Source organism: Aequorivita flava (genome assembly GCF_038742595.1).
GTDB lineage: Bacteria > Bacteroidota > Bacteroidia > Flavobacteriales > Flavobacteriaceae > Aequorivita > Aequorivita marisscotiae.
On the sequence record NZ_JBANCF010000002.1, the window covers coordinates 362,959 to 387,196 of the forward strand.

Annotated in this window: 15 protein-coding genes and 1 pseudogene; 4 read left to right on the top strand and 12 right to left on the bottom strand. The window is 38.3% G+C overall.

Features of this window, described 5'->3' with window-relative positions:
- Nucleotides 1-36: 36 nt before the first annotated feature.
- From VZD24_RS04020 to VZD24_RS04035, 4 genes are read right to left on the bottom strand one after another with little or no spacing between them, the layout of a single operon-like run.
- Nucleotides 37-1,425: an efflux transporter outer membrane subunit gene (locus tag VZD24_RS04020; protein ID WP_342686790.1), complete on the bottom strand. Its 1,389-nt coding sequence runs from the start codon at nucleotides 1,423-1,425 to the stop codon at nucleotides 37-39.
- A 13-nt stretch (nucleotides 1,426-1,438) separates the two neighbouring features.
- Nucleotides 1,439-4,582: an efflux RND transporter permease subunit gene (locus tag VZD24_RS04025; RefSeq protein WP_342686789.1), complete on the bottom strand. Its 3,144-nt coding sequence runs from the start codon at nucleotides 4,580-4,582 to the stop codon at nucleotides 1,439-1,441.
- Between the two features lie 9 nt (nucleotides 4,583-4,591).
- On the bottom strand, nucleotides 4,592-5,719 hold the full coding sequence (locus VZD24_RS04030) for an efflux RND transporter periplasmic adaptor subunit (RefSeq protein ID WP_279449664.1): 1,128 nt from the start codon (nucleotides 5,717-5,719) through the stop codon (nucleotides 4,592-4,594).
- An 11-nt stretch (nucleotides 5,720-5,730) separates the two neighbouring features.
- Nucleotides 5,731-6,219, bottom strand: coding sequence for a GbsR/MarR family transcriptional regulator (locus VZD24_RS04035; protein WP_279449663.1), 489 nt, complete (start codon nucleotides 6,217-6,219; stop codon nucleotides 5,731-5,733).
- A gap of 391 nt (nucleotides 6,220-6,610) precedes the next feature.
- Between VZD24_RS04035 and VZD24_RS04040 the strand changes: the two genes are divergently transcribed.
- Nucleotides 6,611-8,068, top strand: coding sequence for a T9SS type A sorting domain-containing protein (locus VZD24_RS04040; protein ID WP_342686788.1), 1,458 nt, complete (start codon nucleotides 6,611-6,613; stop codon nucleotides 8,066-8,068).
- Nucleotides 8,069-8,129: 61 nt separating this feature from the next.
- Here VZD24_RS04040 and pbpC read toward each other — a convergent pair whose 3' ends face one another.
- From pbpC to VZD24_RS04075, 7 genes and pseudogenes are all read right to left on the bottom strand, one after another.
- Nucleotides 8,130-10,430: a penicillin-binding protein 1C gene (pbpC, locus tag VZD24_RS04045; protein ID WP_342686787.1), complete on the bottom strand. Its 2,301-nt coding sequence runs from the start codon at nucleotides 10,428-10,430 to the stop codon at nucleotides 8,130-8,132.
- 55 nt (nucleotides 10,431-10,485) lie between these two features.
- A complete protein-coding gene (locus tag VZD24_RS04050; protein WP_342686786.1) occupies nucleotides 10,486-10,788 on the bottom strand; it encodes a type II toxin-antitoxin system RelE/ParE family toxin in 303 nt (100 codons plus the stop codon).
- Entirely contained in the window at nucleotides 10,781-11,050 is a 270-nt protein-coding gene (locus VZD24_RS04055; protein ID WP_279449659.1) for a hypothetical protein, read from the bottom strand. Before VZD24_RS04055 ends, VZD24_RS04050 begins: the two co-directional genes overlap by 8 nt.
- Before the next feature lie 35 nt (nucleotides 11,051-11,085).
- On the bottom strand, nucleotides 11,086-16,695 hold the full coding sequence (locus VZD24_RS04060) for an alpha-2-macroglobulin family protein (RefSeq protein ID WP_342686785.1): 5,610 nt from the start codon (nucleotides 16,693-16,695) through the stop codon (nucleotides 11,086-11,088).
- A gap of 284 nt (nucleotides 16,696-16,979) precedes the next feature.
- Nucleotides 16,980-18,485 (bottom strand): DUF4153 domain-containing protein, encoded by a 1,506-nt coding sequence (locus tag VZD24_RS04065; RefSeq protein ID WP_342686784.1) that lies wholly within the window; start codon nucleotides 18,483-18,485, stop codon nucleotides 16,980-16,982.
- Between the two features lie 140 nt (nucleotides 18,486-18,625).
- Nucleotides 18,626-18,916, bottom strand: a pseudogene (locus tag VZD24_RS04070) (antibiotic biosynthesis monooxygenase family protein); the annotation flags it as partial.
- Nucleotides 18,917-19,981: an isoaspartyl peptidase/L-asparaginase family protein gene (locus VZD24_RS04075; protein WP_279449656.1), complete on the bottom strand. Its 1,065-nt coding sequence runs from the start codon at nucleotides 19,979-19,981 to the stop codon at nucleotides 18,917-18,919. It lies immediately after the preceding pseudogene.
- A 205-nt stretch (nucleotides 19,982-20,186) separates the two neighbouring features.
- Here VZD24_RS04075 and VZD24_RS04080 point away from each other — a divergent pair, with 205 nt between their 5' ends.
- The 3 genes from VZD24_RS04080 (at nucleotide 20,187) to amaB (ending at nucleotide 23,063) form a co-directional block, all read left to right on the top strand.
- Nucleotides 20,187-20,696 carry a CAP domain-containing protein gene (locus VZD24_RS04080; RefSeq protein WP_279449655.1) on the top strand — a complete coding sequence of 170 codons (510 nt, stop codon included), beginning with the start codon at nucleotides 20,187-20,189 and terminating at the stop codon, nucleotides 20,694-20,696.
- A gap of 66 nt (nucleotides 20,697-20,762) precedes the next feature.
- On the top strand, nucleotides 20,763-21,299 hold the full coding sequence (locus VZD24_RS04085) for a 3-hydroxyanthranilate 3,4-dioxygenase (RefSeq protein ID WP_279449654.1): 537 nt from the start codon (nucleotides 20,763-20,765) through the stop codon (nucleotides 21,297-21,299).
- Between the two features lie 210 nt (nucleotides 21,300-21,509).
- Nucleotides 21,510-23,063: an L-piperidine-6-carboxylate dehydrogenase gene (amaB, locus tag VZD24_RS04090; RefSeq protein ID WP_279449653.1), complete on the top strand. Its 1,554-nt coding sequence runs from the start codon at nucleotides 21,510-21,512 to the stop codon at nucleotides 23,061-23,063.
- A gap of 121 nt (nucleotides 23,064-23,184) precedes the next feature.
- Here the strand turns inward: amaB and VZD24_RS04095 are convergent, their stop codons facing one another.
- Nucleotides 23,185-24,174 carry an acyl-ACP desaturase gene (locus VZD24_RS04095; RefSeq protein WP_279449652.1) on the bottom strand — a complete coding sequence of 330 codons (990 nt, stop codon included), beginning with the start codon at nucleotides 24,172-24,174 and terminating at the stop codon, nucleotides 23,185-23,187.
- Between the last annotated feature and the right edge of the window lie 64 nt (nucleotides 24,175-24,238).

Below are 24,238 nucleotides of genomic sequence, written 5' to 3' on the forward strand. Positions count from 1 at the left end.
ATTTTCAACTATCAACAATAAAAAACTATGAAAAATCTATTGCCAGCCGCCGCCCAATGCTTCGTATAAATCTACGATGGATTGCAGTTGGCTATTCTTTGCATTAATTAAATTTAAACTAGAATTTAAGGCGTTTTCCTGCGCTGTTAAAACTTCCAAATAATTGGCAAAACCGTTGTTTAAAAGCTCTTCGGAATAATCCGTTGCCAAATTATAAGCTTCAAATTCCTTTTGCTTAACCTCTATTTTTTCAGTGGCTGCTTGGTAACTGTACAGTGCGTCAGAAACTTCTTTACTGGCATTTATAATTGCATATCTAAAATCTAAATAAGCCTGTTCCTGCTTCGCTTGCGAAACTTCGTATTGGGTACGAATCTGACGCTTGTTAAAAATAGGCTGCGTTAACCCGCCAATAATTGTGGCAAATAGTGAATTGGCATTAAATAGATTGTCAATTTCTATATTCTGAAGTCCGCCGGTAGCAGAAAGCGTTAAGGACGGATAAAAACCAGCTCGCGCTACATTAGTAAGTTCAAAAGCATTTATTAAATTGTATTCCGCGGCGATTACATCTGGTCTATTTCGAAGTAATTGAGAGGGAATTCCGGTTTTTAAAGAAACGTCTAATTTTTGGTTTTCCAAGCTGCTGCGTTCAACCATTCTCGGTGCGCTTCCCATTAAAATTGAAAGTGTATTTTCCAGCAATCGCGCTTGGTTTTTTAAATCGATTAAAATACCCTGCGCCGTGTATAATTGCGCTTCGGTTTGTTTCACGCCCACTTCGGTAACATTTCCCGCTTCTTTTAGAGCTTGGGTAGTTTCTAATCCTTTAGAGCGTGTTTCAATTGTTTCTTCGGTTATACGAATTTGCTCATCCAAGGCCAATAATTGATAATAAACTGAAGCAATATTGCCAATCAACCTACTTTTTACGGCTTGGTGCGCAGCCACTGTTTGTAAATATGAAGCATCTGAAGCGCGTTTTGTACTTCTAATTTTTCCCCAAATATCGGCTTCCCATGAAAGGCCTGCGCTTAATTCGTATTGGCCAATAGATGAAACATTGCCAAATTGATTGGTTGCTGGCAATTCCTGATGGGTGTATTTTGCATTTCCGTTTATGGAAGGTAAATAACCGGCTTTGCCCTGTTTTACATACGCTTCGGCAATTCGTATTTGCTGCAGCGCCACGCGAATATCCATATTGTTTTGTAATCCTTCCTCAATATAATTTTGAAGAATTGGGTCTGTAAACAACTCCTTCCATGAAAGTGTGGCAATGGTGAGTGTATCTTGCGACAATTGGTCCGTGCGGTAGTTTTGAGCTTCTACTATCGTTTCGGGTCTTTTGTAATCTTTGGCAACAAAACAAGATTGTAATGTTAAAAACGCCAGCGCGATTACAGCTCCTTTTATAAATTTCATAATCTGATTTCTTTTATTTTTCATCTTGAATCTCTACTTCAAAAGTGTCTGGGGTTTTATTCATTTTATCTTGAATCCACTGGAAGAAAATGTAAAGGATAGGAATAACAAATACTCCAAAAATGGTTCCTATTAATAATCCACCAACGGCTCCGGTACCAATTGCATTGTTTCCACGAGCACCGATACCTGAGGCAAATACAAGTGGCAAAAGACCCACGATAAAAGCAAAAGACGTCATTAAAATTGGACGAAGTCTTGCTTTGGCACCTTCAAAAGCTGAATTCATTCTAGAGAGTCCAGTTCTGCGTCTTTGAAGGGCAAATTCTACAATAAGAATAGCGTTTTTGGCGAGTAGCCCAATGAGCATTATCAACGCGATTTGGAAGTAAACATTATTTTCCAATCCCGCAAATTTAGTAACAATATAGGCTCCAAAAACCCCAACTGGCACAGAGAATATTACTGAAAATGGAATTAAGAAACTTTCGTATTGCGCCGCTAGGATAAAGTACACAAATAGTAAAACCAAAATAAAAATAAAGGTGGTTTGACTCCCGGATGATATTTCTTCACGCGTAAGTCCTGAAAATGCCACGGTGTATTCTTGAGGTAAGTTTTTACTAACTTCCTGCACTGCTTTAATAGCATCTCCCGAAGAATATCCTGGTGCTGCTGCACCGTTTACGCTTGCAGAGTTAAACAAGTTAAATCTGGTTACCGATTGGGGCCCGTAAACTCTTTTTAAAGAAATGAATTCGGTAATAGGAGCCATTTCGCCCATAGCGTTACGAACAAACATTTGATTTAAACTTTCAACAGAAGTTCTATCTTCTGGCAATGCTTGTACAAAAACACGGTATTGTTTTCCGTATCGAGAAAAGTCTGCTGCGTAAATACTTCCTATATAGCCTTGCAAGGTTGTAAGAATGGAACTTACACTTATTCCGGCTTCTTTTGTTTTAGTAATATCTACATCTATTTCGTATTGGGGATAATCGGTATTAAATGAAGACTGGGCATACATAATTTCCGGCCGTTGCATTAATTCTTGCAGATAGGTTTGGGTTGCCGCACTCAGGTCGTTAAAGCTACCGCCCGTTCTATCTAAAACTTTCATCTCGAACCCTGAAGATATTCCAAATCCTGGAACACTTGGAGGTTGGAAAAATAAAATTTTTGCGTCCGGAATACTTGCAGCAATTCCGAATAGTTGGCCGGTAATAGCTTCTACCGATTTACTATCCTCTTTTCTTTCAGACCAATTATCTAATTTAATAAACCCAATACCGTAGTTACTTCCCGAACCACTTATAATACTAAAACCATTTACTAACGAAATATCTCTAATTCCGGGAACATTCTTAATTTTTTCTTGTAATTCTTTAGTTACTCCAACAGTTCGGTCTAATGAAGCACCAGCTGGAAGCTCAATATTCGCAAAAATAAGTCCTCTATCTTCGTCTGGAACAAAGCCTGTGGGCGTAGTATTGGAGGCCCAAACAATTCCGACTACACATAAAATAAGGAAAGCACCACTAATCCATTTGTGTTTATATAAAAAACCTAATGATCTAACGTATTTATTAGTTGTTACTGTAAATGCAGTATTGAATTTACTGAAAAAACGACCTAATAAATTTTTCTTTTTAACTTCTTCATCGTGGGTTTTTAGAAAAATAGCACACAATGCCGGACTCAGTGTTAACGCGTTTACCGCAGAAATTATAATTGCCACAATAAGAGTAACGCCAAATTGTTCGTAAAATACACCTGTTGGTCCGGTAATAAAAGTTACAGGTATAAACACAGCCGCCATAACCAAAGTAATTGATATAATAGCGCCCGTAATATCATCCATTGCCGAATGCGTTGCTTTTAGTGCAGATTGGGCCCCTTCTTCAAGTTTAGCATGTACCGCCTCTACAACTACAATTGCATCATCTACTACAATACCAATTGCTAAAACAAGTGCAAACAGTGTAAGTAGATTGATTGAGTAACCAAACAAATTGAGAAAAAAGAAAGTTCCAATAATAGATACAGGAACTGCAATTGCAGGAATTAATGTAGAACGAAAATCCTGTAAGAAGATAAACACTACTAAAAACACTAATAAAAATGCTTCAATTAATGTGGTAATTACTTTACTTATCGAAGCTTCTAGAAATTCATTAGAATCGAAGTTTACGATATATTTTACTCCTTTTGGAAAATCTTTTTCCATTACTTTGAACTTCTCATGAACTGTACGGATAATTTCTTGAGCATTAGATCCTGCTGTTTGATAAATTGCCATACTAACGCCTGGGTTTCCATTTGTAAATGAAATGGAGCCATAGTTTTGTGCATCTAATTCTACATCGGCTACATCTTTTAGGGTAAGAAACTTACCACTGCCCAATGATTTAATTACGATATCTTCATATTGTGAAGCTTCTTTATATCTACCACTGTAAGTTAAAACGTATTCAAAAGATTCTGCATTATTTTGTCCTAAGGAACCAGCTGCAGCCTCTCTACTCTGTTCACGGATAGCTGCAGTAATATCTGCAGGTTCTAGGTTGTATGCAGCTAATTTCTCTGGTTTTAACCATATACGCATTGCGTAATCTTTACCACCAAATACATTAACACCACCAACTCCATTAATTCTTTTTAGTTCTGGAAGAACATTAATGTTTAGATAGTTTTGAATATAAGTGCCGTCGTAATTTTCATTTTCCGAATATACTGTAAGGAACATTAAGGCACTCGTTTGTTGTTTTTGAGTTATTACGCCAGATTGCGTTACTTCTGATGGCAATAATGAACTTGCGCGAGCCACACGGTTTTGAACGTTAACTGCTGCAATATCCGGATCTACATCCTGATCAAAAAATACATTAATGCTAGCGCTACCATTGTTACTTGCGGTAGAAGTAATATAAGTCATTCCTTCTACTCCATTAATTTGTTCTTCAATAGGAACAATTACACTTTCAAGAACAGTTGCCGCATTAGCCCCAGGATAATTTGCAGAAACCTGTACCGTTGGTGGAGCTATTTCTGGATATTGGGTGGTAGACAGAGTTGTAATACCTAAAACCCCCAATATTAATATTATAATGGAAACGACACTCGATAAAACGGGTCTTTCTATAAACTTCTTTATCATGGTCTTTTCTTATTTAAATACTTTTTCTAATCCTTGTGCAATACTATCAAAGCTAGCTGACTGAGCAACAATAGGAGTTTTATCTCGTAGTTTTCCAACTCCTTTCGCAACAATTTTATCGCCTGGCGCTATGCCTTCTTTTACTATTACCATGTTATCTACACGGTCTATTACCTGAATAGCGCTAGTTGTTGCAAGAGTATCGCCTTGTACTTTATACACATACGTTATTCCTTGTCTTTCATACGTAGCGGAGGCAGGTACAACCGTTGCGTTTTCATAGGTATTTGGAAGTTGTATTATTCCACTATAACCACTTGACAGAATTCTATTTGGGTTGTCAAAAACTGCTCTAAAAGACACTGTACCGGTAGATGGATTTACCTGCGAGTTTATAGTTTCTATAGTTCCCTCTTTATCATAAAGACTTCCATTGGCTAGTACTAACCGCACTTTCGGAAGATTTTTAATTTTTTCCTCTAAGGTGCTACCTTCGTTCTTTTCAATAAAATCTAAATACGCTTTTTCATTTAGTGAAAAGAAAGCATATATCTTTTCAATATTAGCAACCGTTGTTAAAGGCATTTGAGAGGTTGGGCTAATTAAAGCACCCTCCCTAAAAGGTATAGCCCCAACATAGCCATCAACAGGACTTTTTATTGTGGCGTACCCTATGTTTGCAGCAATAGCGTTATACCCGCTTTGGGCTTGGGCCAATTTTGCCTTCGCCGTTTCTAATTGTACACCGCTAATTATATTTTTTTCAACGAGTGGTTTTAGTTTATTAACCTCCACCTGTGCGGCATTCACATTAGCTTTGGCAGCAGCCGCATCTTGACTCAATGCCTGGGTTTCTAACCTAAAAAGTGTTTGCCCTTTTTTTACTTTTTCTCCTTCGTCCACCAAAACCTGTGTAATATAACCGGAAGTTTTTGCGCGAACTTCACTATTAATTATACCCTCTAAACTGGTTGGGTAAGTAGCATAAGCGGTAACCGTTTTTGTAGGTACGGTAACTACCGGAAATGGTAACGCTTGCGGAGCTTGTTGCCCCGTTTTTTCTTCGCCACAGGAAGTAAGCATAAATAAAATCCCTAAAGCAATGGGAAATAAATAAAGTTGATTTATCTTTTTCATTGTTGATTTAATTAGTTGTTTGTATTTTTTTCAGTAAGTTTTTTTTGAAGTTTTTCAATAGAAGCGCTCGCTTGATTTAGAAATTCCAAGTAATCTGTATGAAATTCCAAATCGAAGATTTCATCGGAATCCTTGGGAAGCGATTCATTTATTTCCTTTTTATATTCCATTATTTCTAAATGCAACCGCTGTTCACATTTCCAATTTTTTAGCATATCGGCCATGGCATGAATCATAACATCCGGAATTAAGATGAAATATTTTTTCCGATCACCAGATTTTGTATAATATGTAATTCTACTGGCCGCTTGTAAGGTGGTAAGATGGGTAGATATTGTACTTTTACTTGCTCCCAGTTCACAAACCAAGGCCTCAAAGGTTGTTCCCTGTTTGCCCGTTAGTATTAGCGTTGCCAAAATCCTGGCGGCCAAAGGCGCAATTTGCTCCTTTCCTTCTATATGCACGCCAAGCTTTTCAATTAAATTTTTTCGTTTAGTCAAAACAACTAAATTTTATAATTAGGGCGCAAAAATACGATTGGTTCGGTAATAACCGAACTAATCGAGGCCTAAATTTTTGTTAAATAATTTAATATGCACTTTAACAACATTGTCATTTTCACAATAATTCGTTTTAAAAATATTGAATAGGCAATTTTTTAAGATTTAATTTCCGAAACCGTATTTTGAATTTTATAAATCTCTGACATTTATCAAATATATTATCTCTTTATATGTTTGATTTTCAATTGATAATACCAAAATTATTTTGGTATTAAGTAAAAATAAATGATACCTTCGGCGAAAATTTTTAAAACCTAATAACAAGAACAAATTCTATTCTTTAGTACTACTTTTAGTAGTAACATCCCTTTCTTATGCACAGTCTGGTGTGCTAGACACTTCCTTTGGCAACAACGGAATAGCAACTACCCAGGTTTCCCCAACCTATAATTTTGTTACCGCTACCACAGTTCAGCCTGACGGTAAAATAATTCTTGTTGGAGATTCAGGCGAACCAGCAACTTATAAAGCTACAGTGGTGCGTCTTAATACCGACGGAACTTTAGACACTTCTTTCGGAACTGGCGGAAATGCAACCATTACTATTCCAACCGCAAAGTCATTCGGAATGGATGTTGCGCTTCAAGATGATGGAAAAATCGTGGTTGGTGCTAGAACTTGGGATAATGTTAGCGGAAATATGGTTTTAGCCAGACTTAATACCGATGGTTCTTTTGACAGCTCTTTTGGCACAAACGGTGTTGTGATAGCAAATTCTGGCGGGAACGATGTATTGGCTTCCGTTATAATTGCCGATGATGGAAAAATCTATATCGCCGGAGATTCCGACAATAACTTTTCTATCGCAAAATTCAATACCGATGGTACAATGGATACTAGCTTCGGTACAAATGGATGGTCCTCTATAGCATTTTCCTCTTCTAGCTATGCCCAAGATATTGCTTTTCAAAATGACGGTAAAATCGTAATGGGAGGATTCAGCATTATATCAGGAGGTCGATATCAAATGGCGGCTGCAAGAATAACCGCTGATGGGGCTTTAGATAATAGTTTCGGAACCGATGGAAAGGTTGCTTTTAACTTCGGTATTGACCACGATATAGCGACTACCTTTGGCATTCAATCTGATGGAAAAATCGTTTTGGGAGGACACACTTATATTACCAGCAACCCAAGATTAGCCTATGATTTTGCTGTGGCAAGACTAAATACGGACGGAAGTCTTGATAATACGTATGGAAATAATGGAGTGGCCACAACGCAAATTGTAGATGAAGCCAATTATGCCAACGGTTTAGTAATACAGGCAGATGACAAAGTAGTTTTAGCAGGCCGTACAGTGAAATTGTTTGATTATGATTTCGCAATGATTCGTTTTAATACTGATGGCACCTTGGATTCTACCTTTGGAAATGGTGGAAAAGTGAGCACAGATAATAACGGAAAAGAAGATCATGGGTATGCAATTGCAATGCAGCCAGATAACAAAATTATTTTAGCGGGTCACTCATATTCTGCAGCAGGTAGCGATTCTGAAATGGTTGTTGCACGTTATCAAAATGATGACACTGCAGAAATTGAAGGATTTATAAAAAATGATATCCGCCTTTATCCAAACCCTGCAAACGGACAAATTACAATTGAATTAAGCGATGCTTCTTCAAACTATCAAGTTGCTATTTTTGATGTTTTGGGCAAAAAAGTATATGCTTCCGAAATTCAAAAAGTAGGACAGATTGATGTTTCTGCTTTGGCTTCGGGCACCTATTTGGTAAAACTTAATTCTGATAACAAATCAAGCGTTGTTCGATTTGTGAAGCAATAATTCATTCGAATAAGATTCCAAAGAGACTATCTATTTTTAGGTAGTCTCTTTTTTTGGTTAATTATTGAAGCGTTTTAATTTCAATTTTTTCTCGAAGCTCATTGCCTTCCGCGTCCACCGCTGTCAATAAATATTTTCCGGGCTTTGGCGAAACTGCCAACTCGTGAAAGGTTTCAGTCTTCCCAATATATTTTGAATCCAAATACCAAAAGACAGTGGTTTCCGGCGATCGGTGGGCGAGTTTGAAAATTACTTCGTTTACGTTTTCATCAAAATTCTTCGGAAGCAAAACCGCTTCATTTTTCTTCGGATAAATAAAAGCCATTAACTTTTCGACTTCCTGCAAACAGTCGGGCGCAAAAGGGGGAAGAATTTTATATTCCGGGTGAAGATGGGCATAATAATATTCCATCACCGGTGGCAATACAAACCAATTTTTCTGAACCATTTCTGAAAGCGGATAACACGACGAATTCACCCGATAATTTTGTGAAGCATCTAGAAATACAGTTTGCTGATACGGACAAGCCTCGGTTCTCACTCCTTTTTTTGGAATCCATTCCTCTTTTATTTCATCGCAAAAAAGTCCGGCGAGATGCCCACTTTTAGAACAAACCTCTACCTCAACCAATTCATCATATGGAATTTTGAACCATCCCGATTGTGGTAAAACATTTAAAATATCAAAGAGAACGGGGGCTGCGGCCTGAATTCCCGTTAATCCCGGGCGGCCTTCGCCATCGGCATTTCCCACCCAAACCCCGATTGCGTATTTTGGCGTTACCCCCACTGCCCACGCATCTTTAAATCCGTAGCTCGTCCCGGTTTTCCAAGCTAGCGGCTGACTGCTGGTAAAAAATTCCCAGTTTTCTTCCCCGCTCGGACGATTCACTTTTTGCATTGCGTTGAAAGTTTCATAAATGGCTCCAGCATTCCAAACGGAAGGTTTTTGTTGAATTTTGCCGATCCCGATAGCTATCGGGACATCGTGCTCTTTCACATAAACAGGTTCCACAAATTCATTTTTCCGATATTCGCTGGAAGAATTATTGAAGAAATTTAACGTTGAAGCCATTCCTGCATAAGCTTTTGTAATATCCCACAAACTACTTTCCGCGCCACCGAGAATCAACGAAAGTCCGTAATAATCTGAAGGTTTATCTATTTCGTTTAAATTAATTTTGCCCAAAACATTATAAAAACGCTGCAATCCAAAATCACGTAACATTCGCACCGCGGGAATATTCAGCGAACGCGAAAGTGCAACGCTGGCCGGCACTGCGCCATTAAATTGTTTGTCGAAGTTTTCAGGCATGTACCCATTCACCGAAGTTGGAATATCAGCAACCAATGTATTTGGAAGAATTTCGCCCGCATCGAGCATTGAAGTAAATAGAAAGGGTTTCAATATACTGCCCGTGCTTCGTGGTTTTTCAATTATATCTACAAAATTGTTGTGCTCGCGTGTGGTTGGTGAATTGCCCACGTACGCCAGAACTTCCCGAGTATTCACATCCAAAACCAAAACGGCGAGGTTATTTATTTGATTTTGCGCCAACATATAATGTTGTTCTTTTACAATATTATTTACCTTTTGCTGAAGCGAAAAATCAATTGTGGTTTCAATGCGTTTTCCGTGATGTTCCTTTCTTATTTTTTCGGTTAAATGCGATGCAAATTCTGGTAATGGCAAAGGTTTTCCCGGCAATTTTTCATCCAAAGCCAATTGATACGTGGTTTCATCAATCACTTCATTTCTGAAAAGTTTCAGCAATAACCCATCTCTTTTTTTCTTTAAAATTTCTTCGTTTTTGCCAGGAAAAATAAGCGACGGCGCATTTGGAAGCACTGCCAATGCCGCTGATTGCCCCCAACTCAGTTCGCTAGCGGGAATTCCAAAATATCGCCACGAAGCAGTTTCGAGCCCCACCACATTTCCACCGAAAGGCGCGTAGGAAGCATATAAACTTAGAATTGATTTCTTTTTGTAACCCGCTTCCAATCGCGTGGCTTGAAAAATTTCAACCACTTTTTCAAAATAAGTACGTCCTTTATTTTGTCGGGAAAGTCGGATTACTTGTTGCGTAATTGTACTTCCACCACGGCGGGAATCGGTAGTAATATTGTGCCAGAGCGCTTTTGAAATTGAAACCGGATTAAAACCGGGATGCCAATAAAAATGTTCATCCTCAAAATAAAGAATGCATTTTTCGAACCGTTCCGGCACAGAATCCATTTGTGGAAAACGCCATTGGCCGTCAACTGCAATTCGCGCACCAAGCATCTGGCCAGTGCTACTTTCCGCAACGGTCGCGGTTGGAACGTTAAATAATGGGGATGGAAGGCAGAATAGCCAAAGCATGAATAATAGCCCCAATGCCCCCTTCGCAAAGAGAAGGAGTTTTTTTTTGGATGCCTTATTCTTTTCGGAAGTTTTCAGGATTTTTCTTTGTAGGATAAACGGCTGTAACTAAAATAAATTCATTTATAATTTTATAAACGACTCTAAATTTTCCTTTAACAATAACTCTTCGGCAAGTTGGGTCAAACTCATCCACCTGCCATTGTTTGGTAAAGACCATTTTTTCGGTTTCTGTAATTATGCTTACTATATTTTTAGAAGCAGAATTTGGGGGGTTTTTAAAATAGAATTCAAAAATCTCTTCCAAATCCCGTTCGGCTTCGGGAGACCAATGGATGCCTTTAACTTTATCATCCATTATTGTTTTTAGCTGAGTTGAATTTATCTTTTAATTGCGCGGAAGTTTTAAATTTTCCTTCTGAATAATCAGCTACGGCACGGTCATTTTTATCTCGATATTCTTGCAAGGAAATTTCTCGCCCATTCACGGATTTTGCAACTATAGTTGAATCTTTTAAAGATTCACTTTCTAAAATTTCTTCAAAACGAGAAACATTTTCATCGTTCACTAGACGAAGAATTTTTTCCACAAGTTTTATTTTTCTTTCAGCAATATTCATTTTCAGACTATTAATTATAAGTAAATATAAGAATTTTACTGTTCAATCGTTACCCACATCCCTTTATTCCTCGCATAATAGCTATTATCATACATAGCCTCAACCTGCGTTCCGGGCAAATAATACGTTCCTAAATAGGATGCATTTAATTTCACGGCGAAAGTTTTCGTTTCATTTTTCTTTAAATCGAAGAAAAAATTCACGCGGTCGTCGCGAATGTCTGTGTATCGCGCATTTCCACTTGCGCCGCCACCCAATTCAGAAAAACTTGTGTTTACAATTTCCCAGCCGCTTGGGAAGATTTTTGAGAGCGCCACATTATTTATTTCATTATTGGAAGTATTGGTTACACTCACCTTTGCAATGATTTCAGTTCCCTGTCTTACAGTTGAAATATCCATTGGTTTCCCGACACCGTCCAAATATTCGGCTTTCAATGAAAGATTGCGTCGTTCGGCAAGTTCCTTTCCCAATGGAAGTTTTCCATGTTGTGAAAGCGTAACGTAAACCACATTTCCTTTTAAGTTGGTCACAGAAACGGAATTACTTCCCATTACAAACGAAAGATCGCGCTGCGCAATGGCCCGATCGGTTTTTACCTTAACAGATTTTCCGCCATTTGTAAACGTAAGTTCCATCGCTTTTCCGCCGTTTTTGGCAACCATTTTCGCCATTGCCATCAGCGCATACGAAGTTTCCTGGGTGCTGTACCAATTTCCGGATGACAAATCCTTCGCAACAGAAATCGCTAAATCGCGTTGTTTCGAATCACCCAAAAGCACCAAAGTTTCCAAAGCCATCGCCCTATTTCTGAAAGGCGAGCCATAAGTGTAATAATCATACTTCTGCGGAACAAAATTTATGTTGGCCGTTTGTGCAATTTGTTGTGCAACTTCTTTTTTTCCAGCCAAAGCGTACGCAGCAGCCAAACGCCATTTTGCATCATTGCTCAATTCCTTGCTTTCGCGAAGTCGATTCATCGATGCCAATTCCGGTTTTCCAGCCAGCGCCAATGTGTAAAGCCGATAAGCCTGCGTTAAACTGGAATTGTAAACCTTGTAACTATTTCGCCATTGGCGTGCTGCATTTTGTTGATATAGCAACCAATTGCTCATAAAACTTATAGGAAGCGCATACCCTTTTTGCTTGGCTTCGAGCATAAAATGACCTGCAAAATTGGTACTCCATTCATCCGCTTCCCGTTCGCCGGGCCAATACGAAAGTCCGCCATTGGGGAGTTGAAATCTGCCCAAACGTTCAATTGCAGCTTTTACGTTTTTCTCGATTTCTTTCTTTTTTTCGAAAGTTATGTCGAAAACATCTGCTAAATAAAGCTGCGGAAAGGCCGACGATGTAACTTGTTCCAAACAGCCATACGGATAGTGGATTAAATATTCCATTCGTTTGCCAAAATCCATCGGTGGCAAGGTTGAAAATTCAAGCATCGCAGCATTGCTTCCGGGCACGCCAAAAGTTTCAAAAGTAATGGTTTGCGAAGCGTTTCCATCCAACGTATAATTTATAGCTTTTTGCGAAATAGGATTCGGGTTTTCCACATCGATTTCTACTTTATAACTCGCCTTTTCGCCGTTGCCAGAAGCGGTTACTTCAATAGTTTGAAATTTCTTGGTTGGTAAAACTTCGAATTCAAAATTCACAATTTGCTCGCCCGGACTGCTGAAAGAAACAGTTTTTGAAGCACCATTTTTCGGTTTCAATGCATCGCCAGTTTTCACAGTAATCGTAGCAGTTTTCACTTTATTTTCCATCGCAAAAACGGTAACGGGAAGCGTAACGGTTTCGCCCGGCGACAATTTCCGCGGAAGCGAAGCCAGCACCATTAATGGTGTACGGACGGGCGTAGTTTTATCGACACTTCCGTAGGCACTTTTCGTTTTATCACCGGCAATTACCATAGTCCGAACGGATCCCACATAATTCGGCATCACTAAAGTATGCGTCGCTGTTTTTCCGGCGGCGAGTTCGAATGGTCCAAGATATTTTACAACCGGTTTAAACCGGTCCGCTTTTCGGTTTTTTGCACCCAAAGCCGCATCGCCACCGCCAATTGCGTAAATATTATCCACGCTGCCGGAATACGCGCCAATCACGTAATCATACATATCAAAGGTTTTTACGCCCAGAGCTTCACGACTGTAAAAAGCATCGTGAATATCAGGCGTTGCGAAGCGGGTTAAATCCAATAAACCTTCATCCACAACCGCCAAAGTATAAGTCATCGGTTTGCCTTTTTCCTCGGAAACTTTTACGGTGAAATTTTCCTCAGGTTTCAACACATTTGGCATCGTAATTTGTGGATGCAAAACAGTTGAAGGATCTTCCACCGAAAGCGGAATAACGCCGTAAAGCCGTATTGGCAAATCATTTTTCGTCTGGCTGTGCGGCTGTAACAGCGAAATATTCACATAAATATTCGGCGCCATTTCCTTTGTAATTTTTATCGCAGCTTTGGTTTCGCCCTTTTTGGTTTCAATCCAATGCGTTGTTAAAACCTCGGTGCCGTTTTCAACGCTAATCAAAGCTCGGCCATCACTTCCTGAAGGAAAGGTTATAAACGCTTCCTCGCCAACGTTGTATTTTTCTTTATCTGCGGAAAAAAGTAACATTCGTGCACTTTCAGCATCACCGTCGCTTGGGCGTTGCCACCAATTTCGGTAGAAATATGTAATGCGCCCTGTTGCGTGCCCGGATTGTTTATCGATTACGCGAATTAAATATCTTCCGCCCTCTTCTTCGGGAATATTTACTGTGAATTTCCCCTTTCCGCTGCCATCGGTTTTTACGGTGAATTCTTTCACCGGACGATGCACGGTTGAATTTTCATAGGTTGAAAGATTGTCTTCTCCCCGATTCCACCACCAACGCCATTCAATTTTAAAGACTTTTACTTCCAGTTCGCGATTGGCTGCAGCTTTGCCTTGGGCATCTACGGAAACCACATCAAAATTTGTGTTTTCATCTGTAAAATAAGAACCGTAACGGCCGGCTTCGGGCGATTTTAAACCGACAAAATGTGAGAATGGCGCTAAATCCTTTGAAAAAATATCCATTGAAAAATCGCCACCGCCTTCGTACACTTTCGTTAAAAAAGTAGCTTTCAACATTCCGGGAGCGTTCTTTCCAACTTCCAGGTTTTGGCTGAAAGAAGTACTGCCTTCCGAAGAAAGTTGCGCATCCAAAATAGGAATTTCAACCTCCTCAAATTTTCGGATTGGGTCGATGAAATTGTATTTTGAATATTTCGGAAAAGCGGAATTGCTGGCGCGAAGCGTAGCGGTCATATCAATTTTCAAATTGCGCGCAGGCGAGCCGTGAAGCCACATTGCGCTTGCGGTTCCTTTTACGGGCTTTGTTGCATCGAGGATTTCATCTTCAAAATCCAGCTTAATTTTTAAACGATTTGGTTTAATAGTCGCCACTTTTAAAGTATGCGAAAATTGCGCGCCGCCCACGGTTATTGTCGCGTTCCAATTGCCGGTTGGTGCAGACGCGTCTGTTGCGATTGGGAAATAATAAAAACCCTTCAGCCCTCTGGTCCCCGAAGGGGGGATTACTGTTTCAGATTTGTTCGAATTTAAAACACTTCTTTGCACAAGTTTTCCACGGGCATCGGTTACTGAAAGTGTAATGGGGTGGTTTTTCGGAAGAGGATTTGCGTTGTCGTTCAACACAAAAGTAAGGTGAATACTGTCGCCGGGACGGTAAACGCCGCGTTCGGTGTAAGTGTATCCTTTTAAGCCCTTTTGCAATTCATTCCCCGAAATGTCGAAATTGCTCATGGAAAGGGCGTTACCGTCTTCCAGTTTAACGTAGGCATAATTGTTTCCTTTTTGAGCTACGGCGAAAGCTGCATTTCTGTTACTATCGTAAAGAGTGGATCCATCACTCTCAGTAGTAACGGTTTCAATTAATTGCTGCTGATAATTAAAAAGTTTGATTTTTACTCCGCCCTCAGGCTTTGCGGAAATAAGATTCGTAGCAAAAAAATGATACGATCTATTGTTGCCTTTTTTCACAATCAATCCTAAATCGGAGCCCAAAATATTTGCGGTAACTACGCGCTCTTCGTTGTAATATGCGGGGTGGCACGGATTGTCCTGCTGCTCCCAATTATAGGTGTAATTCCGCCAGCGGTAAATTTCATTGTCCCAATAGCGCTCTTCGCGTAGTTCCTCATCTTCGGTGGTATCGTTGGCATAATAGGGGTCATCTTCGTAATAATCATCAGAATATCCGTTATCTTCGGAATTATCTTCTTCCGAAATCATTTCGGCACAATCGTAAGTAATATAATCCTTTTTAAAACTGAGTTCCAACTGATAGATAGCGCCGGGATCTGCCTTAAAATATTCCGAAAGATTGATGGCGTAGGCTTTCCAATTGCCGTTGTTGCCCAAATTGTCATTCTGAAGGGTGATGGTTTTTTTGGCAATTCGTCTTCCCACGCGTTTAATATCGTAGGTATTGTTATCATTCAAATTATAACTTTGAAGAAATTGCAACACGTTATTTTCGTAAATTTTAATGATGCGAACATCGACTTTTGAAAGATTTACCGCTTCAAAATAAACCGGCGTTGAAGTAGAATTTGGAAGAATGACGCCTTTTGAAATCATCCGAACGGCGGGTTTTAACTGTTCAAAGGAAACCAATTCTGAAAATTCCTTCTTCAATTCGAAACCTTCCGTGTTTTTTATTCCTGTAAATACGGTGACTTTTACATCGCCAACCACGCGGTTTGGCGGATACACATTTAGTACATTTCCATTGACTTCGTACCGTAAATCCTGCGTGTTTTCAATAGTTACCAAGCCTGCAAAATCCTGATTTTCCAGCAAAGGATCGGAAAAATTAATGCTCAAAAGCGCGGCAGGTGCCAACGTACTACTGATGTCAATGATTGTAAAATTGTTTTGACCTGGAATTGCAAATGTATTTTCACCTTTGTTTTCAGCATCAATTGGTTTGCCATCCCATTTAATAATGATTTCGGAATCGTCTATTTTTCGGTTGATACTGTCAATTTTAAAATTGAAATATTTGGCGTCAGCAGCTTCCGCTGGCCATTTCAGCTTTAAACTTTTTCCATCTTGCGAAACCGAAACTAATTGCTTCGCTTTTTCCAATGAAATTACATCCGACGCTTCAATAGATGCTTCAACATATTGCCATTGCTTGCTATAGCTTTGAAGTTTTCCTACTTCAACCTTAAAATTTGGGGTAATGGTGTGAAAACTGAAAGTATAGGTTTTAAAATCCGCTGAAATGTCTTCGTAAAATTTATTCAGTTTTACGGTTACAGTATATTCTGTATCCGGTTTTAAATATTCCGAAGGTTGGAAGATTAGTGTTTTGCCGTTTTCAACAATTAGTTTTCCTTTTGTGGATGGGGAAATTTTTAAATAATCATCAGCTGAAAGTTCCTGCGTCATCTCAAATTGCTCCAATGGTTTTGCAAGTTCAACGCGAATGGCCGTTGTTATGGATTGGTTTCCGTAAGTGTTATACGAAATATAATCCTTGAATTTGAAAAGGTTGTCGGTTTCGGAGTGCTTGTCTTTGTCTTTACAGGAAAAGACGAAAAACAATAAAAGTACAGGCAGGAACTTGAGCAGAGTTTTCATCAGCATATAATATTTTAATAAAGCGGAAGATGGAATGCCGCATTGTGTTTCTTCAATTGATTTGAATTCTATAGATGGGCATTTCATAAGCGATGGTTAAAAGCATTTAAAAATAAGGCAAAATGATTGGGCTGCAAAGCAAAAACCAAATCGTTTTGTTTGAAATAATTACTTAAATACGTTTTATGGGTGGGGAGGTTAAATTTCTAACGTTCAACTATTTTATAATCGTATTTTAAAATTTAACATTTGGGATGGAATTAACAAAAAAGACTGTTTATTGATCATTTAAACAGCTTATTATAAGCAATGTATTCAGGCAAATTCCAAGATAGAAACCCTTTGGATTCCCATTCCTTTTTAAATACTGTTTTTTTGAATTCAATATGTTGATAATATTCTTTAGCGTTCATAAAATCAGTTTCAAAAGCAAATTTTTCTTTTTGGATATTTTCAATCTTCATCAATTCAGAAAAAGACTTGTCTAAATAGGGCAAGGATTTATTTGACAAATTTGCCAAATAATCAAAATGTAAAAAGGCCTCGTCTGCATGTGCAAAATTATATTTCGCAATCAAAGTGTCCCCATTAACGATGGAGCTTAGCACCAAAATAATATAAATAGCCATTGCGTTTGTACGGAAAAGATAAAATCCAGACTTCGAATTTTTAATTTTTATAAAAACTGAATACAGTCCATATAAAGTCAAAATCAAGAATAGTACAACCCCAATTCTTTTATATGCCAGCGAAAAATATTCTATATACCAATAATTGCGAAAGCCTACCGATATTGCTAAAATTGCGTTTTGAAACAACCATAAATAGCTCAATTTTTTAAGTAATTTATTCTTTTTGTAAAAATTAATATTTCCTCTAAAAAAGTAAAGAACAATTGCAATGGAAATTAAAATGGAGAAAATTAAAAGGTAAGTTCCTTCGTGCACGAACTGCTTTAAAGTTTGTCCGTCCCACTCAAAATTGAACCAAACCAAGTAAATATCTGTGATGTTCAATATCAATAAAATTGCGTTCAAAATGAAAAGCAGAAATAATGCTGCCTTCAATTCATTTTTTAAACTTACTGTACCAAAGCTTCTGGAATTTTTCTTTCTATTTCTTATTAATAAATCGCTGGATTTTGCATCATTTTCTCCAAGGGAAGGGCTCTTTGTTCTGAATAAAAGAATATTGCTGATCAATAATCCCAGTAAAAAAGTTAAAACAAATAGAAATTCAATATCACTAAAAATAAAGTCCAATGCATTTTGAAACACGCTTCCCAAGTTTACTGTCAGTTTGTCGAAAATTGGATTTGAAGCCTTGTATATTGCTACAAAAACAAAAATAACCACTGCGGGAATTATAAAAATTCTGAATTTCCATATAGTTTTTCCGAAGCTTTTTCCTTTCACTTTTGAGTTTGTTACGCTTCTGAAAAACTCAATTTGCGATTGAAAGATTGAAATAATTGAAATGAAAAAAATGTTTATGATAGATTTTGCATAGGGATAACTAAGAATTCCAACATAAACCAATAAGGATATGAAATGTATTATATATGAAAAAGTTGAATGGGTAATTACTGTAAAAATAGCTGTCAATAAAAATCCTACGGAGCAAACTATTTGAATTTTACTGGAAAACTTAACCTGTTTTGTTAGAAATAGAAAAATGACAAATGAAGCCTCAAAAATAAGAAGATTAAGCCCTAAGGCTTGTTTGTAAAATAAAATCGAAAAAAGTATTGCGCTAAGAAAAGCTACTGGAAGCAAGTTTTTTACCAACATCTATTTACTATTAAGGATTAGATGTAGTTTTTATCTATAATTTGGTTGGTTTAAAAATTACTTTTATAATTTATAGATAAGAAAACCTTTAAAAGGTTGCGCAAGAAAATACTAGCTGAGGTTTTATTTGCACTATCCAAAAATTCGTACTCTCTTTCCACCTTACAAATCCTCACTTTATAATAGGAATACCATTGTTCACGCCCTTTTTTCTGTGCAATTAAATGATCAAGATTCGCTTTCCAGTTTTTAATATTTTCAAGACTTTGCCAATAACTTACGGTAATGCCAACTTCATTTCGGGCACTTTAAATCCCTAAAAAACCTGGTTGTTGTTTTGCCAAAGTTTCCATTAAATCTGCCATTTCAGCATAGCCTTCAATATTTTCGGTTTGGATTGAAGTGAAGATTACAGCGTAATACGGTTCCATTTATTCTTCTTTATAGATTTTAATAATTAATTCACCTTCAGAATTCATTGTGGCGCGATACATTCCTGCAGTGTTGAATTCCATCGCTACATTTCCGTCTTTATCAATTGCAACAATGCCGCCGTCACCACCCAGTGCTGGTACTTTTTTCTGGATAACTTCGGAAGCGGCTTCCTGTAAGGTCATTCCTTTATATTCCATCAGCGCCGAAATATCATAAGCAACAACAGAACGGATAAAATACTCGCCCCAGCCCGTTGAAGAAACTGCACAGGTTTTATTATTCGCGTAAGTTCCAGCGCCAATAATTGGGGCATCGCCAATGCGGTTCCAGCGTTTGTTTGTCATCCCGCCCGTTGAAGTTCCGGCGGCAAGATTGCCGTTTTTGTCAAGAGCAGCGCAGCCCACGGTTCCAAATTTTGAATTTTTAATAAAGGGATCTTCAAAAGAAACCTTCTTTTCGTCTTTACTCTTTTCCATTTCCAAAACCTTTTGCAAAGACTCATATCTATTTTGGGTATAGAAATAGGAAGTATCCATCATTTTATAGCCTAAACTTTGGGCAAATTCTTCTGCTCCCTGACCGTACAGCATTACGTGTTCACTTTTTAGCATAACATCACGGGCTAAATCTATTGGATTTTTAATATGCTTTACCCCGGCAACTGCCCCGGCATTTAATGTAGCTCCATCCATTATGGAGGCGTCCAATTCATTTGCGCCAGTATGGGTAAACACGGCGCCTTTTCCTGCATTAAATAGAGGAGAGTTTTCCAAAATATTTATGGTTTGGGTAACGGCCTCTAAAGAAGTACCTCCATTCTTTAAAATTTCGTGGCCCGTACTAATTGCTTCTTTCAATTTTAACATATAAGCGGTTTCCAGCGAATCGCTCATATTCTCTTTTAAAATGGTTCCGGCACCTCCGTGAATTACAATTCCAAAGTTTTTTGACGATTTATTGCTGTCGTTAGACGGATAATTAATCGACGAAGTGTCATTTTTTCCGTTTTTACAACCTAAAAACAGAAAAATAGCGATAAAATATGTTAAAGTTTTAATCATGGCTAATGTTTTAATTTTACTACTAATATACGTGAAATATATAATGTTTATAGTAGATAAGCCGATTTCGATTTTATCCAAGAAATACAAAATACCTGTCTTTTATCGATTAAGTGCAATATTTTTACGACTAAAAGCATTTTTATTCAATATTTGTTTTATATTTGTCTCAACATCATGCCCCAAATTTGATGCCCCTAAAATTATGAACCTACTCAAAAGCAACCTACTTGCATTAGCATTAACATGCCTCGTTTTCACTTCTTGCTCAAAAGAAGATACTGTTGAAGTTGAAGCCGCTAAATACGATATAGATTTAGCTCTGGCTCAAAAAAATGACGCCATTATGTCGTCTGAAATTTTAAGGTTAGTAAATGACCATCGTACCTCTATTGGGCTTACAGCACTTAAGTTAGATAGCCAATATGCCTCGGCATTTGCTGTAGATCATACAGATTATATGATTGATAAAGGACAAATAAATCACGATAATTTTGGATACCGTTCTGAAGGTATAAAATTCCACGATAACGCAAAAGTGGTTGGCGAAAATGTAGCTTACGGCTACAATACTGCCGAAGATGTAGTAAACGCTTGGCTGAAAAGTCCTGGACATAAAGCTATTATTGAAGGCAACTACACACACACTGGATTTGGCGTGATGAAGTGCCCTAAAGGCCGCACATACTTCACCCAACTCTTTTACAGAAAGTAACCCTCACTTCCCTTTTTCTATTAGCTCATTTTGCCGTATTTTTACGTAACAATTAAAAATACGGCAATGACTATTAAAAAACCTTTCAACTTAACTAAGTGGGTAAAAGAAAATCGCGATCTACTTAAACCACCCGTTGGCAATAAGAATTTATACGTAGAATCTGATGATTACATCGTAATGGTCGTCGCCGGCCCCAATGCCAGAAAAGATTATCACTACAACGAAACTGAAGAACTTTTTTACCAACTTGAAGGAAATATTCAAGTTGCAATTCAGGAAAACGGTGAGAAAAAAGTAATGGAACTCGGTCCCGGCGATATGTATCTACATCCCGCAAAAGTGCCACATTCTCCTAGTAGAAGTGCCGGTTCAATTGGTTTGGTAATTGAAAGAAAACGTACCGATTTAGAAGGAAAAGATGGATTGCTTTGGTTTTGCGACAATTGTAACAATAAATTATACGAAGTTTACTTTCCCTTAAATAATATTGAAACAGATTTTTTGAAGCATTTTAAACATTTCTTCGGAAGCGAAGAACTTCGCACTTGCGACAAATGCGGAACGGTGATGGAAGTCGATAAACGTTTTATACAAGATTAACTCTGTATTCATCAATCAAATATAGTTTCGTTTTACATTCTACAATGCATTGTGTACCTTTGCCAAATTCCCGCGAAGGCGGGAATCTTTAGAAAATTTAGATAATTAATTAAAATTTTTCCGCCTAAGTTTATCTCAAGTGTTATTCGAAAGGCGGAGATACTATATCAATAAGATTCCCGCCTTCGCGGGAATAAAAAAAATAAATATATGCAAGCAACAACCACTAGCTTCGGGATTGAAGAAGCATTGGAACAATTAGGAATTAAAGATACAAATCTAGGAACCTCTACAGGAAATAATTGGTTTTCAAATGGGGAGGAAATAACTTCATATTCACCCGTAGATGGCAATGTAATTGCAAAAGTAACTGCTACCTCAAAAGACGATTATGAAAAAGTAATGACGGCGGCTACTTCAGCTTTTAAAGATTGGAGAGTAAAACCTGCACCGCAAAGAGGCGAAATTGTTCGTCAATTTGGTGAAGAGTTAAGAAGATTAAAAGAACCGTTAGGAAAACTAGTTTCTTATGAAATGGGAAAAAGTTACCAAGAAGGTTTGGGTGAAGTACAAGAGATGATTGATATTTGCGATTTTGCAGTTGGTCTTTCTCGTCAGCTTCACGGCTTAACTATGCACAGTGAACGTCCGGGACACAGAATGTACGAACAGTATCACCCACTTGGAGTGGTAGGAGTTATTTCTGCCTTTAACTTCCCAGTTGCGGTTTGGGCTTGGAACACAGCATTGGCTTGGGTTTGTGGCGACGTTTGTGTTTGGAAACCTTCAGAAAAAACACCTCTAACAGGCGTAGCTTGTCAAAAAATTGCAGCTAAAGTTTTTGCCGATAATAATTTGTCAGAAGGAATTTCTTGCCTGATTAACGGCGACTATAAAGTTGGCGAATTAATGACCAACGACAAGCGCGTACCTTTAGTTTCGGCAACGGGTTCTATTAGAATGGGTAAGATTGTAGCGCAAGCTGTTGCAGCGCGTTTGGGAAAATCGCTTCTTGAACTGGGCGGAAACAATGCAATAATCGTAACGCCAGATGCAGATATTAAAATGACCGTTATTGGAGCCGTGTTCGGTGCTGTTGGTACTGCAGGACAACGTTGTACATCTACTAGAAGATTGATTATTCACGAAAGCATTTACGATCAGGTTAAAGATGCTGTTGTTGCAGCTTATAACCAACTTCGAATTGGAAATCCTTTAGATGAAAACAATCACGTGGGGCCACTTATTGATAAAGATGCTGTTAAAAATTACCAGAATGCTCTTGATAAAGTGGTAGAAGAAGGTGGTAAGATTATAGTTGAAGGTGGCGTTCTGGAAGGTGAAGGATATGAAAGCGGATGCTACGTAAAACCAGCAATTGCCGAAGCAGAAAACAGTTATGAAATAGTACAACACGAAACATTCGCACCTGTATTGTATATGATGAAATACAGCGGAGATGTTGAAAACGCTCTAGAATTGCAGAATGGAGTTGTACAAGGGCTATCTTCTGCGATTATGACTAACAATTTACGCGAAGCAGAACATTTCTTATCTGTTCAAGGATCAGATTGTGGAATTGCAAACGTAAATATTGGAACCAGCGGTGCCGAAATTGGCGGTGCATTTGGTGGCGAAAAAGAAACCGGTGGCGGACGCGAAAGTGGAAGTGATGCTTGGAAAATTTATATGCGTAGACAAACCAATACAATAAACTACACTACTGAGCTACCGTTAGCGCAGGGAATTAAGTTTGATTTGTAATAGCCCCTAACCCCGGTAGGGGAAATGCTGTGGGTACGAAAAAAACCTCACAGGTCTCAGAGACCTGTGAGGTTTTTTCTTGAGTTACAATCTCCTCCCGTTCGGGGAGGTCGGGAGGGGGTTACACCACCCCATTCGGCTCAACCCATTTAAATCGATTTGCATCTTCTGGAATTTTAATTCTTTCAGCAATGCGTAACATTCTCGATGGTAGTTTCAACAGATAGTCACGCGCTTTCTCAGCTTCATCAGTAAGATTACTAATTTTTGAAATTTCCCAATGGGCATTTAATTTTTCGAGAATATCAATATAATCAAAAGTAGTGTAAACACCCAAACGTTGGGCTGCGTTACTGAAATCATCAAAAGCCGATGCCATTTTGCCGCCACTTTGACGAAGGTTCTGTGCGGGCATAATAATTTTTTTCTGCATCATATCTTGGAAAGCAATCATCATTTCGCTGGCATCGTATTCAAAAATAGTTTTTACAAAATGACGATACGCCAAATGGTGGCGCATTTCGTCACCGGCAATTAGATTGCACATTTTTGCCAACGACTTGTTTCCTTTCTTTTTCGCTATTTTGCCCACACGATTGTGCGAAATATTGGTGGCAAGCTCCTGAAAACTGGTATAAATAAAATTTCTGTAGGGATCGCGACCTGTTCCTACTTCAAAACCGTCGTTGATTAAGTGTTGAGTGGTTATTTCAACTTCTCTCATATTCACCCTTCCAGATAAATACAAGTATTTGTTCAAGGTGTCGCCGTGACGATTTTCTTCGCCGGTCCATTGCCGAATCCATTTACTCCAACTATTTCGGCCGTGCTGGTCCACCCCTTCCATGTCCATCAACCAACTTTCGTAGGTAGGTAAAGCTTCTTCCGTGACCATATCGCCTACCAATACAATCCAGAAATCGTACCCCAGCTCTTTAGCTTCTTCACGTATTTGGGTTACCTCTTCCATATAATTTTCTCCTTGAAAATCAGGAAGTAAATCGGTAGGTTGCCAAATTTCCTCAACAGGAATAAGGTATTGGTTTATATAGCTATCAACTTCTTTTTCAAGAGTTCGCATTACTTCAAGTCGTATGTTTTTAAGTGCCATGATATTTTTATAAAGAGGTAATTACAAAGATAGGGACTGTTCTGCGGAAATTATTATAAAGAAG